This is a genomic window from Variovorax beijingensis (assembly GCF_007828835.1).
In the GTDB taxonomy this organism is placed as follows: Bacteria; Pseudomonadota; Gammaproteobacteria; order Burkholderiales; family Burkholderiaceae_C; genus Variovorax; species Variovorax beijingensis_A.
The window spans coordinates 420,942-434,032 of sequence record NZ_VIVL01000003.1; the positions used below are offsets into that span (position 1 = coordinate 420,942).

Sequence of the window (13,091 nt, forward strand, 5' to 3'; positions counted from 1 at the left end):
CGGCGCTAGCCGATGCGCAAGGGCGGCGCGCGCCGGCGTATCGGCTGCATCTTGACGATGGCCGTGTGCGTCTCGGCCTTGTCGACGATGCGGTCCAGCACCTGGTCGAGCTGCTCGATGGAGCGCACGAACAGGCGCGCGATATAGCAGTCTTCGCCCGTGACCTTGTCGCACTCGCCGAACTCGGGCGTGTTCTCGATCAGCTTCTGCACCACCTGCAACTGGCCGGGCAACGGGCGGATGCGCACGATCGCCTGCAGCTGGTAGCCCAGCGCCTTGGGATCGATTTCGACCGTGTAGCCGCGGATCACGCGGCGCTCCTCGAGCCGCCGCAGGCGCTCCGAGACGCTCGGCGAAGACATGCCGACGCGAGCGGCCAGGTCTTTCAGCGAGATGCGTGCGTCCTGCAGCATCACCTCGAGAATCTTTTGTTCGACCTCGTCCAGCATTTCAGATCCTTTGGAGACAACGGGGCCTTGCCTTGTTTTCTTAGCCTCGAATGGATTTTTCCCTTCGGAAAATCATAGGCCCGGCGGCGCTTCGATGGCAACCTGAGGCTTGCTTCACAAGAATCCGGATCATGCAAAGACAAGTGCGGGGCGCGCTCGAGATGAGTGCGGCCATGGTGATCTCCGGAACCATCGGCTGGTTCGTCATCCGCTCCGGCCAGCCGCTGGCCGACCTGCTGTTCTGGCGCTGCGCCTTCGGCGCCCTCACGCTCGTTGCAGTGTGCGCCGCGCTCGGGCTGCTTCGCAGGCGGCTGCTGACGCTGCGCGTCGTTGCGCTGGCGGCGCTGGGTGGCGCCGCGCTGGTGCTCAACTGGCTGCTGATCTTCGCGTCGTTCTCGCATGCGTCGATCTCCATCGCCACGGCGGTCTACAACACCCAGCCGTTCATGCTGGTGGGCCTTGGCGCCCTGTTCTTCTCGGAGCGGCTGACGGCCGCCAAGCTGGCCTGGCTGGGCATCGCGTTCGCGGGCGTCCTGCTGATTGCCGAGGCCAAGCCGGGCGGCGGCAGCCATGGCGCCTCGTATGTGCTGGGCATTCTGATGGCACTGGGAGCTGCGTTCTTCTACGCCATTGCAGCCATCGTCGCGAAGCAGCTGGACGGCACGCCGCCCCATCTGATCGCGCTGGTCCAGGTCTGCGTGGGCAGCGTGCTGCTGGCGCCGTTTGCCAACCTGGCGGGGCTTCCGAAGGACGCCGGCGTCTGGGGCACGCATCTGGCCATGGGCGTGGTCTACACGGGGCTGGTCTTCACGCTGCTCTACGGCGCGATCCAGAAGCTGCCGACGCACACGGCGGGCGCGCTGTCCTTCATCTATCCGGTGGTGGCGATCGGCGTGGACTACCTGGCTTTCGGCCAGCGGCTGCATCCCGCGCAGCTTCTGGGCGCCGCCGCGATCCTGCTGGCGGCCGCGGGCATGACACTCGGCTGGGCGCTGCCGGGCCTGAAGAAGCGCGCGCCATCGGCACCCGATTGAGCTGATCGGACAGGTCGGCCGGGAGTCCCGGGCGTCAGCGCGGGGCGGGCGGCGGCTGGCCTGGCGCGGGCGCCTCGGTCACGAAGCCGATGCGGTTCAGGCCCGCCTTGTTCGCAATGCCCATCAGCGCCACCAGCTTGCCGTAAGGCACGGTCTGGTCGGCGCGCAGCTGCACCTCGGTGTCCTTGCTGTCGGCGGCGGCCTTCTGCAGCCGGGCGGCCAGTTCCTCGTCGGTCACGGGCTGGTCGTTGAGGAAGGTCTTGCCCGCGGCATCGACCGACACGCTCACGAACTTGGGCGTGTCGTTGGGCTGGCCGGCATCGGTCTGCGGCAGGTCGAGCTTGATCGAGCTCGCCATCAGCGGCGCGGTGATGATGAAGATCACCAGCAGCACCAGCATCACGTCGACCAGCGGCGTGACGTTGATGTCGGACAGCGGCCGCTGGCCGCCCGCCCCGGTCGCGCGCCCGCCGCCGGCGGCACTGCTGCCCAGGGAGGTGCGACCGAAGGCCATGGTGCGCGTGCTCCGTTCGGCTAGGCCGACACCGGCATGGGCCGCGCGGGCGGCGGCGCGGGCGGCGGCGGCGGACTGCCGAAGCTGCCGAGCAGGTCGTGCGCAAAGCCCTCGAGCTCGGCTTCGATGCGGCCGATGACGCGGCCGAACACGTTGTAGGCCAGCACGGCCGGAATGGCCACGGCCAGGCCGAAGGCCGTCATCACCAGCGCCTCGCCCACCGGCCCGGCCACCTTGTCGATGGTGAAGCCGCCGGTCTGGCCGGCAATGCCCGACAGCGCGCCGTAGATGCCCCACACCGTGCCGAGCAGGCCCACGAAGGGCGCCGTGGCGCCGACCGTGGCCAGCAGGATCTGGCCGGACTGCAGGCGCCGCAGCGCACCATGCAGCGCGCCGCGCAGCGCCCGCGTGAGCCGCTGGTTGCGGTCGCCGGTGGTGGCGCCGAGCGTGGACTCGCCTGCATCTGCTGCCGCCGCATTCCTGATGGCGCTCACGGCCGGCCCCACCAGCGTGGCGCGGTCGAAGGCCTGGAGCCGCTGCTGCGCATCGGCGAGCGTGGCCGACTGCCAGAATGCCGCGATGCTGCGCAACACATCGCGCGTGCCGCCGCGCAGCAGCCAGCCCTTCCAGAGAATCACCACCCAGCTTGCTATCGACATCGCGAGCAGCAGCGCCGCCACCGAGCGGCTGACACTGTCTCCGTGGGTGAGCAGTTCGAGGACGCTCATCGTTCTTTCAGCGCAAACCCAGCACGTCGAACATGTCGAACAGGCCCGCCTTCTGGCCGGCCAGGAAGCGCACGGCGCGCAGCGCGCCCTGCGCGTAGGTCACGCGGCTCGCCGACTTGTGGGTGATCTCGATGCGCTCGCCGGTGCCCGCAAACAGCACGGTGTGGTCGCCCACGATGTCGCCGCCGCGGATCGCGGAGAAGCCGATGGTGGACGGGTCGCGCTCGCCGGTGATGCCTTCGCGCGCGTACACGGCGCACTCCTTCAGGTCGCGGCCCAGCGCCCCGGCGATCACCTCGCCCATCTTGAGCGCGGTGCCCGAGGGCGCATCGACCTTGTGGCGGTGGTGCGCCTCGATGATCTCGATGTCGTAGCCCGTCGAGAGCGCCTTGGCCGCCATTTCGAGCAGCTTGAAGGTGACGTTGACGCCCACGCTCATGTTGGGCGAGACCATGATCGCGATGTCCTTGGCGATCTCGGCGATCTCGGCCTTCTGCGCATCGCTGAAGCCGGTGGTGCCGATCACGGCCTGCACGCCGAGCTCGCGGCAGGCTGCCAGGTGTGCGAGCGTACCTTCGGGGCGGGTGAAGTCGATGAGCACCTGCGCGTCCTTGAGGCCGGTGCGCAGGTCGGCCACGATCGGCACGCCGCTCGTGAAGCCGAGGAACGCGGCCGCATCGGCGCCGATGGCGTTGCTGCCCGCCATGTCGAGCGCGCCGGCCAGCCGGCAATCGGGCGCCTCGCGCACCGCCTCGACCAGTATGCGGCCCATGCGGCCCGAGGCGCCCGCGATCGCGATGCGCCGCAGCGGGGGCGTGGAAGACTCGGAAAGGTGCGAAGAAGTGGAAATGGATTCAGTCACGCGGATTCAGCCTTCGAAATTGGCATGGAAACCGGCACGCCCCGCCTGACCCGGCGGGTGCGCCCGCCCTCGCCCTGTGTTTGGCGCGTGCTCAGCGCGCGGCTTCGAGCGGGGGATATGCGGCGGGAAGCGGCGGCAGGCTGGTTGCCGTGGCGGTGGCATCGGCCTTCTTGCCGTCGTCCTTGGGAGCGAATTTCTTGAGCTCTTCTTCCGAGGCCTCGAGCGGCGGCACCTTGCCGCTCTTCTTGCGGGTGTCGAGCGCGGCGACGAATTCTTCCTCGCTGGGCATCGGGTCGCCCTCGAAGCGCTCGAGCAGTTCGCCGTTGAAGAAGACCGTCAGTCGGCGTTCCTGGGGATCGACGCCCTGGCGCCTGATCGTGAAGACGTAGTCCCAGCGATCCTTGTGGAAGACGTCGGTCAAAAGCGAGGTGCCGAGGATTTCACGCACCTGCTGGCGCGACATGCCGGGCTTGAGCGCCTCGACCTGTTCCTTCGACACGAAATTGCCCTGGACCACTTCGACCTTGTAGGGCGTGATGGCCGTCAGCGCACCACGCGTGCGATCGCTGAAGCCGCTGCAGGCACCGAGGCTGAACGTCGCGGCGACGGCCGCGGCCAGCAGCCAGGGACGGCGTTGGAGAATGGCAGGCATGGGAGGAAAAAAAGGGGGTAGCGATATGATCGGCCATTGTAGCGGCTGGCCCTTTTTGGGGCCCGTCCGCAGCCCAGGGCGCAGGAACCATCATGGCCAACATCGACGAACTCAAGAACACCGGCCTCAAGGCCACTCTGCCACGCCTGAAGATCCTAGAGATCTTCCAGACCGGCAGCCAGCGCCACATGACGGCCGAAGACGTTTTCCGCGTGCTGCTGAACGAGCACTCCGACATCGGCCTGGCCACCGTCTATCGCGTGCTGACGCAGTTCGAGCAGGCCGGCATCCTCGAGCGCAGCCATTTCGAAAGCGGCAAGGCGGTCTACGAGCTGAACGAGGGCACGCACCACGACCACCTGATCTGCACCTCGTGCGGCAAGGTCGAGGAGTTCTACGACGCCGAGATCGAGCGCCGCCAGCAGATGATCTCCAAGGACAAGGGCTGGATCCTGCAGGACCACGCGATGTCGCTCTACGGCCTGTGCGGCGACTGCGCCAGCAAGAGGTAAGGCCCCCCGGCTTTTCACTTCGCTTCGCTGCGTGTAACTCCACCCCCCGAGGGGGAGGCGCGGCCCGCCTTGGGGCGGCCCGGCGGCGGCCGCACGGTCCCGCAGCGCCGCGCGCCCGTTCAGTCGCCGTCGCGCCCGCTTTCCATCGCCTTGTGGTGGCGCGCCACGAAATCGGCATAGGTGTCGATGCCGCGCAGCTGCAGGATCGAGTTGCGCACGGCGGCTTCCACCAGCACGGCGATGTTGCGCCCGGCCACCACCTGGATGATGACCTTGCGCACCGGAATGCCCAGCACGTCCTGCGTGAGCGGCGCCGAGGGCATGCGCTCGTAGTCGCGCTCGAAGCTGTCGCGCCGCACCAGGTGCACGATGAGCTTGAGCCGCATCTTCCGCCGCACCGCCGTCTCGCCGAAGATCGCGCGGATGTCCAGCAGGCCGATGCCGCGCACCTCCAGCAGGTTGAGCAGCAGGTCGGGGCAGCGGCCCTCGATGGTGTTCTGGTTGATGCGGAACAGGTCGACCGCGTCGTCCGCCACCAGGCCGTTGCCGCGCGAGATCAGCTCCAGCCCGAGCTCGCTCTTGCCGAGCCCCGATTCGCCGGTGATCATGACGCCCATGCCCAGGATGTCCATGAACACCCCGTGCATCGAGGTGCGTTCCGCGAAATGCTTGGACAGGTAGGCGCGCAGCAGGTCGATCACGAAGGCCGACGACTCGCGGGTGGCAAACAGCGGCAGCTGCGCGCGCTCGCAGATCGATAGCAGCTCGTCCGGCGCGGCTTGGCCGTCGGCCAGCACCAGCATGGGCGGCTCCAGCGTGACGATGCGGGCAATGCGCCGGGCGCAGTCTTCCTGGCTGCCGCGCGTCAGGTAGGCCACTTCGCGCGCGCCCAGGATCTGCACGCGGTACGGATGGATGTAATTGAGGTAACCGACCAGATCGGCCGCCGACTGGGCGCGGCTGATGACTTCAGGGTCGAACTGGCGCTCTGACGCCCCGAGCCCGGCGAGCCATTCCCAGCGGAGCGACCCGCGGAATTCCTCGAACATGGCGTCGGCACTGATGACGGTCGGCTTCATGCGTAGGGAGATGGCGCTGCGCGCCTAGTTGGAGGCCGGCCAGAATACCGCGGAACCGGCCCGGCGGGGCCGCGCGAGCCTGCGGGCAGGCACTTCAGGCGACTTGCGTCGACTGCCAGCCGGCAATGAGTCCGTGCAGTTCGGCCGCGTCGGTGCTCGACTTGATCTGCTCGCGCAGGTTGGCGTCGCTCAGCAGCTCGGCGATCTCGGAGAGGATTTCAAGGTGCTTCTGGGTGGCCGCCTCAGGCACCAGAAGGAAGATCAGCAGCCCGACGGGCTGCTCGTCCGGCGCGTCGAAGCCGATCGGGTTTGCCAGCTGGAAGACCGCGGCCATGGGGGCCTTCAGGCCCTTGATGCGGCCGTGCGGAATGGCCACCCCGTGTCCGAGCCCGGTGGAGCCGAGGCGTTCGCGTGCGAACAGGCTGTCGGTGATGAGCGCGCGGCCGAGGCCGTGGAGGCTCTCGAACAGCAAGCCGGCTTCTTCGAAAGCACGCTTCTTGCTGGTGGCGTCAACGCTCACAAGCACTTGAGCGGGCGGCAGGATGGACGCGAGGCGATTCATGGTGGGGGAAGGGCGGGGGCGATTATGCACCCGCTTGGTAAAAACCCCCACTCCCGTTACTTACTTTTTGGCTACATGTTGCCCGGAGGCCTCGCGTCCCTGTCAGTGCCGGTAACAGGAGCAGGCAGCAAAAAGCCGCCCGGAGGCGGCTTATCAGCAGGGGCCGCAGCCCTTTGCCCGTGGCCTACATCACGCGCTTGGGGGCGGCGTGATGGTGGTCTTGCAGGCGGTCCTTGTGGCGCACCACCTGGCGGTCGAGCTTGTCGACCAGTTCATCGACCGCAGCATAGAGATCAGCGTGGCTCGACTCCGCGAACATGTCGTTACCCTTGACGTGAATGTTGCACTCCGCCCTTTGACGGCGTTCCTTTTCCTTCTGCTTTTCCACCGTAAGGAGCACCTTCACATCGACCACCTGGTCGAAGTGCCGTGTGATCCGGTCCAGCTTGCTCGTGACGTAGGTGCGCAAGGCAGGTGTGACGTCGAGGTGATGACCGCTGATCGTCAAATTCATGAATGACCTCCTGAGAATTGACGGTTGGGAAAATGGCCCCGCTCCGGGATGGGGCGTGGCCGGCGAAACAGGTATGGGTTGGGGAGGGAAGAGGGAGAAGAGAAAAGAAGAAGCTGTCGATTCACTATGCCCAAGCTGTCACGGTATTGCAATAGCTGACTTCTCCGGGTGGCGGACGCCAATGGGCCATGCGCCACTCACGCTAGCGATTCCATAGCTGCCGGCGCATGCTGGCCCGCCGGTGCGGCTCTTTGGCAGCAAGTGTTTCAGTGCGTCACCAGCGGTGACCCTGCCAGGCGAAGGGCCTGCCGGCTCAGCTCCAGGCCGCACGCATGCGGTTGCGCAGGTCGATCACCGCGGCCGGCGGCGGCACTGCGGGCGGACGCTCGGGCGGCGGTGGCCAGGTCTGCTGCTCGAAGCCGGCAAGATCGCGTTCGGAAATGAAGCGCGTGCGGTTGGCATACAGGTGCCGGTCGCCGCGCACGGCCTGCTGCGTCACGTAGAAGCGCTGCGGCACCAGAAGATGCAGGTGGTCGCGCGCCCGCGTCATCGCCACGTAGAGCAGCCGCCGCTCTTCTTCGAGTTCATGCGCGCTCTGCGCCACGTCGGCCGGCAGGCAGCCGTCGACCACGTTGAGCACGTGCACCGAATTCCACTCCTGCCCCTTGGCCGAGTGGATGGTCGAAAGAATCAGGTAGTCTTCGTCGAGCGAGGGCGGACCCGGCTTGTCGCTGGTGGCTTCGGGCGGATCGAGCGTGAGCTCGGTCAGGAAGCGCTCGCGCGAGCCGTAGCCCGAGGCCAGCCGCGCCAGTTGCTCCACGTCGCCGCGGCGCACGCCGGAGGGGTCGTCGTAGAGCCGGTCGAGGTGCGGCAAATACCAGCGCACCGCCAGTTCCACATCGGCGGGCCACGGCAGCGAGGGCGCACACAGCGCGGCATAGGCTTCGGCGAACACCGCCCATTCCACGCGGGCGGCGGATGGCGGCACGAACTCGCGCACCGCCGCCACCGGATCGGCGGCCTGGTCCATGGCATCGAGCAGCCGCGCGCCGGTCGCCGGCCCGATGCCCGGAATGAGCTGCGTGACGCGGAATCCCGCCATGCGCCCGCGCGGGTTCTCGGCGAAGCGCAGCACCGCGAGCAGGTCCTTCACATGCGAGGCTTCGAGGAACTTGAGGCCGCCGTACTTCACGAACGGGATGTTGCGGCGCGCCAGTTCGAATTCGAGCGGCGCGCTGTGCGTGGCAGCGCGGAACAGCACCGCCTGCGACTTGAGCGCCAGGCCGCCCTCGCGGTGCGCCAGCACCTTGTCGGCCACCCAGACGGCCTGCTGCGCCTCGTCCGGCACCAGCACCAGCTGCGGCCGGCCCGCGGAGGGCTTGTCGGTCCAGAGCGTCTTGGCGTGCCGCTCGGCCGCCTGCGCGATGACCCGGTTCGACACGTCGAGAATGGGCTGGGTCGAGCGGTAGTTGCGCTCCAGCGTGACCACGCGCGCAGCCTGCGAGAACTGCGACGGAAAGTCGAGGATGTTACGCACGGTTGCACCGCGAAACGAGTAGATCGACTGCGCGTCGTCGCCCACCACCGTCACACCGCGGCCATCGGGCTTGAGGGCCAGCAGGATCGAGGCCTGCAGCAGGTTGGTGTCCTGGTACTCGTCGACCAGGACGTGGTCGAAACGCGCGCCGACCAGCGCCGCCAGCGCGGGCTCGGCCACCATGCCGGCCCAGTAGAGCAGCAGGTCGTCGTAGTCGAGCACGTTCTGCTGCTGCTTGGCTTCGACGTAGGCGCCGAACAGGCGCTTGAGCTCGGCCTCCCATTCGGCGCACCACGGAAAGGCCTCGGCCAGCACATCGGCCAGCGGCGCGCGCGTGTTGACGCAGCGCGAATAGATCGACAGGCAGGTGCCCTTGCGCGGAAATCGGTTCACGCTCGACGACAGGCCGAGTTCGTGCCGCACGAGGCCCATCAGGTCCTCGGCGTCGCCACGGTCGTGGATCGTGAAGTGGTCGTTCAGGCCAATGTGCGCGGCGTATTCGCGCAGCAGGCGCGCGCCGATGCCGTGGAACGTGCCGGCCCAGGGCAGCGCGGGCGGCTTGTCGGATTTGAGCCCGAGCACGCGCGCCAGCACCTGGCCGGCGCGGCGCTCCATTTCCTGCGCCGCGCGGCGCGAGAAGGTCAAAAGCAGCAGGCGCTGCGGATCGACGCCGCCGGCAATGAGGTGCGCGACGCGGTGCGCCAGCGTGCTGGTCTTGCCCGAGCCCGCGCCGGCAATCACCAGCAGCGGCCGCTCGTCGCGCCCGGTCAGCGTGCCGACGCCGTGCTCGACGGCAGCGCGCTGCTCGTCGTTGAGGGCGGAGAGCGCCGCGGCGAGGCGCTCGGCCTGGGTGGCGCCGGGGGTGTGGGAAACGGGGAGCGCAGCAGTCTGCATGGCCGCAACTTTACTGTATGTCCATCCAGATCGATGGACCTGCCGTCACATGGCCGATGACATAATTGCCGCTCGCTGCAACTGGAGACCGCATCATGGAAACCGCACCGTCTCGGCAGCTTTCAACTCCCGCGTCCTGACGCGCCTCGATCGCTGACACCAGGGCCCGGGGATTGAAAGCACCCCTCCCCTCGCCCCATCGCCTCAGCCATTTCACGGGAGTGAGCCCATGCTCAATATCTTTACGCTCGCCAACGGCCGCCTTGTCCAGGAAGAGATCGAGGCGCTCGAGGAGCTTTCCAAGTTCCAGCCGATCTGGGTCGACCTCGAATCGCCCACGCTCGAGGAAAAGCGCTGGATCAAGCAGTACTACGGCCTCTCGATTCCCGAAGACGCGATGGACGAGGACATCGAGGAATCGGCCCGCTTCTATGAAGAAGACAACGGCGAACTGCACATCCGCTCCGACTTCCTGATCGACGACGACGAAGACCCGCGCTCTGTGCGCGTGGCCTTCATCCTGAACCAGCACAACACCGAGCTTCGCAGCCGCGGCGTGCTGTTCTCGATCCACGACGAGGACGTGCCCGTGTTCCGGCTGCTGCGCATGCGTGCGCGCCGCGCACCGGGCCTCATCGAAGACGCGAAGGAAGTGCTGCTCAAGCTGTTCGATGCCGACGCCGAATACTCGGCCGACACGCTGGAGAACATCTACGACGAGCTCGAGATCGCAGGCAAGAAGGTGCTCGAGGGCAACGTGAGCGACGAGCTGGCGGGCGAGGTGCTGGGCGCCATCGCGCGCCAGGAAGACCTGAACGGCCGCATCCGCCGCAACGTGATGGACACGCGCCGCGCGGTCAGCTTCATGATGCGCAGCCGCATGCTCAACGCCGAGCAGTTCGAGGAGGCGCGGCAGATCCTGCGCGACATCGAATCGCTGGACAACCACACGGCCTTCCTGTTCGACAAGATCAACTTCCTGATGGATGCGACCGTCGGTTTCATCAACATCAACCAGAACAAGACCATCAAGATCTTCTCGGTGGCCAGCGTGGCGCTGCTGCCGCCCACGCTGATCGCGAGCATCTACGGCATGAACTTCAAGCTCATGCCCGAACTCGACTGGTCGCTGGGCTATCCGTATGCGCTGGCGCTGATGGCGGCGAGCGCGCTGGTGCCGATGTGGTACTTCCGCCGGCGCGGCTGGCTCAAGTAGCCGCGGGCGTTTCGCGGCAAGAAGGCAGCGTGGCCAGCCACGCGCTCGCCAGCGCGAGGCTGTAGCGGCTCGCCACCTCGGCGACGAAGCGCGCGAAGTCGCCATGCGCGGCGTCGTCGGCCCGGTCCGAGATGGTCCGCACGGCCGCAAACGGCACGCCGTAGTCGTGGCATGCCTGCGCCACCGCCGCGCCTTCCATCTCTACTGCGAGCGCATCGGGGAGGCTGCGCCGCAAAGCATCGCTTTCGGCCGCGGTCGAGACGAAGCGGTCGCCGCTCACCAGCAAGCCTCGATGCACCTTCGGAGACCGGAGGCCGAATTCATCGACGGCCGCCTGCCCCACCAGCGCCACCGGATCGCGCAGCGCGGCTTCGGCCGCGGCCGCCAGCGCATCGCTGACTGCGGCATCGGCCGCAAAGCGCGAAAGGCCCATCAGCGGCACCTCGTACTTCGGAAAGATCGGCGAGGCATCGAGGTCGTGCTGCAGCAGCTGCGTCGCGACCACCACATCGCCGACTTCCACGCCCGGCGCGAGCCCGCCCGCGACGCCCGTGAACACGATCGCGCGCACGCCGAAGCGCTCGAGCAGCACCGTGGCCGTCACCGCCGCCGCGACCTTGCCGATGCGCGACAGCACGGCCACCACCGGCTGGCCGTGCAGGTGGCCGACCCAGAAGTCACGCCCCGCAGCGCGCACGCGCTGCTCGTCGGGCATCTGCGCGAGGAGCGCACTCAGCTCCTCGTGCATTGCAGCGACGACGGCAACGGGCGCATGTACCGAGGAACTCATCATTCTCTTTCCAGGAACACCGCGGAACCGGCTTTGCCGGACCGCTGGTGTTGCCCCCTGCAAGGGGGTGGGAGTAGCGACACGAAGTGCGCGAAGCCTGGGGGTTTACTTAATATCCACGCCGTAGAAAGTGTGGCGGCCGAAGGGACTCAATTTGAAGTCGACCACCTCCTTGCGCACCGGCTTCAGCTGCACCGCATGCGCGATGGTGAACCACGGCGCCTGCTCCTTGAAGATGAGCTGCGCCTTCTTGTAGAGCGCATCGCGGTCGGCCTGCTTGGTCGCGCTCTTGGCCTTCAGCACGAGGTCTTCGTAGGGCTGGTAGCAGAACTTCGAGATGTTGCTGCCGCTGGCCGACTTGGCCGAGGCGCAGCCCAGCAGCGTGTAGAGGAAGTTGTCGGGGTCGCCGTTGTCGCCGGTCCAGCCCAGCATGCCCATCTGGTGCTCGCCGGCCTGCAGGCGTTTGCGGTATTCGCCCCACTCGAAGCTCTTGATCTCGGCCTTGACGTTGATCTTGGCAAGGTCGGCCTGCATCAGCTCGGCAATGCGCTTGGCGTTCGGGTTGTAGGGCCGCTGCACCGGCATGGCCCACAGGTCGGTAGCGAAGCCATCGGGGAATCCGGCCTGCGCCAGCAGCTTCTTCGCGGCTTCGGGGTCGTAGGGATCGTCCTTGACCGAGTCGTTGTAGGACCACATGGTCGGCGGGATCGGGTTCTTCGCGGCCACGCCGGTCGACAGGTACACGCCGTCGATGATCGCCTTCTTGTTGATCGCCATGTTGAGGGCCTTGCGCACGCGCACGTCGTCGAAGGGCTTCTTGGTGGTGTTGTACGAAAGGTAGCCGACGTTGAGTCCGGGCTGCTCGAGCACCTGCACGTTCGGGTCCTTGCGGATCGCGTCGAGATCGGCCGGGTTCGGATATGGCATGACGTGGCATTCGCCCTTCTGCAGCTTGGCCCAACGCACCGAGGCGTCGGGCGTGATCGCGAACACCAGGTCGTCGATCTTCGCCTTGCCGGCCCAGTACTGCGGGAAGGCCTTGAAGCGGATGACTGCGTCCTTCTGGTATTGCACGAGGTAGAACGGGCCGGTGCCGATCGGGTCCTGGTCGACCTTCTCGGGCGTGCCGGCCTTCAGCATCGCAATGGCATATTCCTTCGACTGGATGCCCGCATACTGCATGGCAAGGTTGGCAAGGAACGGCGCCTCGGCCTGGTTGAGCGTGATCTTCACGGTCAGGTCGTCGATGCGGTCCACCGACTTCAGCAGCTTGGGCATGCCCATGTCGTTGAAGTAGGAGTGGTTCTGGCTCGTGACCTTGAAGAAGGGATCGCTTTCCTTCCATTGGCGCTCTAGCATGAAGATGAAGTCGTCGGCATTGAAGTCGCGCGTGGGCTTGAAGCTCTTGCTGGTGCTGTGCCACTTCACGCCCTTGCGCAGGTGGAAGGTGTAGACCGTGCCGTCGGCCGAGATGTCCCATTTTTCCGCGAGGCCCGGCACGACCTTGGTGCCGCCGCGCTCGAACTCGACAATGGTGTTGTAGACCTGCGTGGTCACGTCGAACGAGGTGCCGGTGGTGTTCACGCCCGGATAGAAGTTCTCGGGACTGCCCTCCGAACAATAGACCAGCGTCTTGGCGGACGCGGCGCCCGCGGCCAGTGCGAGTATGGCGAGTGCCGTTGGCGCGAGCAGCGCAACAAGCCTGGGCGAGCGGCGCGAAACGAGAGGCTGAGCGGTCTTCTTCATGG

At 67.0% G+C, this 13,091-nt stretch carries 14 protein-coding genes; 3 read left to right on the forward strand and 11 right to left on the reverse strand.

From position 1 onward, the window contains the following. Positions 1-5: 5 nt before the first annotated feature. Positions 6-449: an Lrp/AsnC family transcriptional regulator gene (locus FB547_RS12485; RefSeq protein ID WP_145742638.1), complete on the reverse strand. Its 444-nt coding sequence runs from the start codon at positions 447-449 to the stop codon at positions 6-8. Between the two features lie 131 nt (positions 450-580). Here FB547_RS12485 and FB547_RS12490 point away from each other — a divergent pair, with 131 nt between their 5' ends. Further along, on the forward strand, positions 581-1,483 hold the full coding sequence (locus FB547_RS12490; RefSeq protein WP_145742640.1) for a DMT family transporter: 903 nt from the start codon (positions 581-583) through the stop codon (positions 1,481-1,483). 34 nt (positions 1,484-1,517) lie between these two features. Here FB547_RS12490 and FB547_RS12495 read toward each other — a convergent pair whose 3' ends face one another. The 4 genes from FB547_RS12495 to FB547_RS12510 all read right to left on the reverse strand — a co-directional run bounded on the left by FB547_RS12495 (position 1,518) and on the right by FB547_RS12510 (position 4,239). Next, positions 1,518-1,997, reverse strand: coding sequence for an ExbD/TolR family protein (locus tag FB547_RS12495; RefSeq protein WP_145742642.1), 480 nt, complete (start codon positions 1,995-1,997; stop codon positions 1,518-1,520). A 20-nt stretch (positions 1,998-2,017) separates the two neighbouring features. Further along, a complete protein-coding gene (locus FB547_RS12500; protein ID WP_145742644.1) occupies positions 2,018-2,725 on the reverse strand; it encodes a MotA/TolQ/ExbB proton channel family protein in 708 nt (235 codons plus the stop codon). Between the two features lie 7 nt (positions 2,726-2,732). Beyond that, entirely contained in the window at positions 2,733-3,533 is an 801-nt protein-coding gene (gene dapB / locus FB547_RS12505) for a 4-hydroxy-tetrahydrodipicolinate reductase (protein ID WP_410000800.1), read from the reverse strand. Between the two features lie 145 nt (positions 3,534-3,678). Next, positions 3,679-4,239, reverse strand: coding sequence for an outer membrane protein assembly factor BamE (locus FB547_RS12510; protein WP_145742647.1), 561 nt, complete (start codon positions 4,237-4,239; stop codon positions 3,679-3,681). A gap of 92 nt (positions 4,240-4,331) precedes the next feature. On the opposite strand from FB547_RS12510, the gene fur reads away from it, so the two are divergent. Then, positions 4,332-4,751 (forward strand): ferric iron uptake transcriptional regulator, encoded by a 420-nt coding sequence (gene fur, locus FB547_RS12515; RefSeq protein WP_055800769.1) that lies wholly within the window; start codon positions 4,332-4,334, stop codon positions 4,749-4,751. Between the two features lie 119 nt (positions 4,752-4,870). On the opposite strand, the gene hprK is transcribed toward fur, so the two are convergent. From hprK to FB547_RS12535, 4 genes are all read right to left on the reverse strand, one after another. Continuing rightward, positions 4,871-5,830: an HPr(Ser) kinase/phosphatase gene (hprK, locus tag FB547_RS12520; RefSeq protein ID WP_012745568.1), complete on the reverse strand. Its 960-nt coding sequence runs from the start codon at positions 5,828-5,830 to the stop codon at positions 4,871-4,873. Between the two features lie 94 nt (positions 5,831-5,924). After that, entirely contained in the window at positions 5,925-6,392 is a 468-nt protein-coding gene (locus tag FB547_RS12525; RefSeq protein WP_012745567.1) for a PTS sugar transporter subunit IIA, read from the reverse strand. Positions 6,393-6,576: 184 nt separating this feature from the next. Further along, positions 6,577-6,906 (reverse strand): ribosome hibernation-promoting factor, HPF/YfiA family, encoded by a 330-nt coding sequence (gene hpf, locus FB547_RS12530; protein WP_012745566.1) that lies wholly within the window; start codon positions 6,904-6,906, stop codon positions 6,577-6,579. A 313-nt stretch (positions 6,907-7,219) separates the two neighbouring features. Continuing rightward, positions 7,220-9,337, reverse strand: a complete 2,118-nt coding sequence (locus FB547_RS12535; RefSeq protein WP_145742649.1) for an ATP-dependent helicase — start codon at positions 9,335-9,337, stop codon at positions 7,220-7,222. Between the two features lie 229 nt (positions 9,338-9,566). Between FB547_RS12535 and corA the strand changes: the two genes are divergently transcribed. Then, positions 9,567-10,553, forward strand: coding sequence for a magnesium/cobalt transporter CorA (gene corA, locus FB547_RS12540; RefSeq protein ID WP_012745564.1), 987 nt, complete (start codon positions 9,567-9,569; stop codon positions 10,551-10,553). On the opposite strand, the gene FB547_RS12545 is transcribed toward corA, so the two are convergent. Together FB547_RS12545 and FB547_RS12550 are read right to left on the reverse strand one after the other, a co-directional pair. After that, positions 10,546-11,346 carry a 5'-methylthioadenosine/adenosylhomocysteine nucleosidase gene (locus FB547_RS12545; protein WP_374710107.1) on the reverse strand — a complete coding sequence of 267 codons (801 nt, stop codon included), beginning with the start codon at positions 11,344-11,346 and terminating at the stop codon, positions 10,546-10,548. The genes corA and FB547_RS12545 overlap by 8 nt on opposite strands. A 102-nt stretch (positions 11,347-11,448) precedes the next feature. After that, positions 11,449-13,089 (reverse strand): ABC transporter substrate-binding protein, encoded by a 1,641-nt coding sequence (locus FB547_RS12550; RefSeq protein WP_145742652.1) that lies wholly within the window; start codon positions 13,087-13,089, stop codon positions 11,449-11,451. Between the last annotated feature and the right edge of the window lie 2 nt (positions 13,090-13,091).

Excerpts from the sequence above, each read along its gene's own strand:
- FB547_RS12510 (WP_145742647.1), bottom strand. The coding sequence starts at position 4,239 with ATGCCTGCCATTCTCCAACGCCGTCCCTGGCTGCTGGCCGCGGCCGTC.
- FB547_RS12490 (WP_145742640.1), top strand. The coding sequence starts at position 581 with ATGCAAAGACAAGTGCGGGGCGCGCTCGAGATGAGTGCGGCCATGGTG.
- FB547_RS12495 (WP_145742642.1), bottom strand. The coding sequence starts at position 1,997 with ATGGCCTTCGGTCGCACCTCCCTGGGCAGCAGTGCCGCCGGCGGCGGG.
- corA (WP_012745564.1), top strand. The coding sequence starts at position 9,567 with ATGCTCAATATCTTTACGCTCGCCAACGGCCGCCTTGTCCAGGAAGAG.
- FB547_RS12525 (WP_012745567.1), bottom strand. The coding sequence starts at position 6,392 with ATGAATCGCCTCGCGTCCATCCTGCCGCCCGCTCAAGTGCTTGTGAGC.
- hpf (WP_012745566.1), bottom strand. The coding sequence starts at position 6,906 with ATGAATTTGACGATCAGCGGTCATCACCTCGACGTCACACCTGCCTTG.
- FB547_RS12485 (WP_145742638.1), bottom strand. The coding sequence starts at position 449 with ATGCTGGACGAGGTCGAACAAAAGATTCTCGAGGTGATGCTGCAGGAC.
- FB547_RS12545 (WP_374710107.1), bottom strand. The coding sequence starts at position 11,346 with ATGATGAGTTCCTCGGTACATGCGCCCGTTGCCGTCGTCGCTGCAATG.
- FB547_RS12535 (WP_145742649.1), bottom strand. The coding sequence starts at position 9,337 with ATGCAGACTGCTGCGCTCCCCGTTTCCCACACCCCCGGCGCCACCCAG.
- hprK (WP_012745568.1), bottom strand. The coding sequence starts at position 5,830 with ATGAAGCCGACCGTCATCAGTGCCGACGCCATGTTCGAGGAATTCCGC.
- FB547_RS12550 (WP_145742652.1), bottom strand. The coding sequence starts at position 13,089 with ATGAAGAAGACCGCTCAGCCTCTCGTTTCGCGCCGCTCGCCCAGGCTT.
- FB547_RS12500 (WP_145742644.1), bottom strand. The coding sequence starts at position 2,725 with ATGAGCGTCCTCGAACTGCTCACCCACGGAGACAGTGTCAGCCGCTCG.
- fur (WP_055800769.1), top strand. The coding sequence starts at position 4,332 with ATGGCCAACATCGACGAACTCAAGAACACCGGCCTCAAGGCCACTCTG.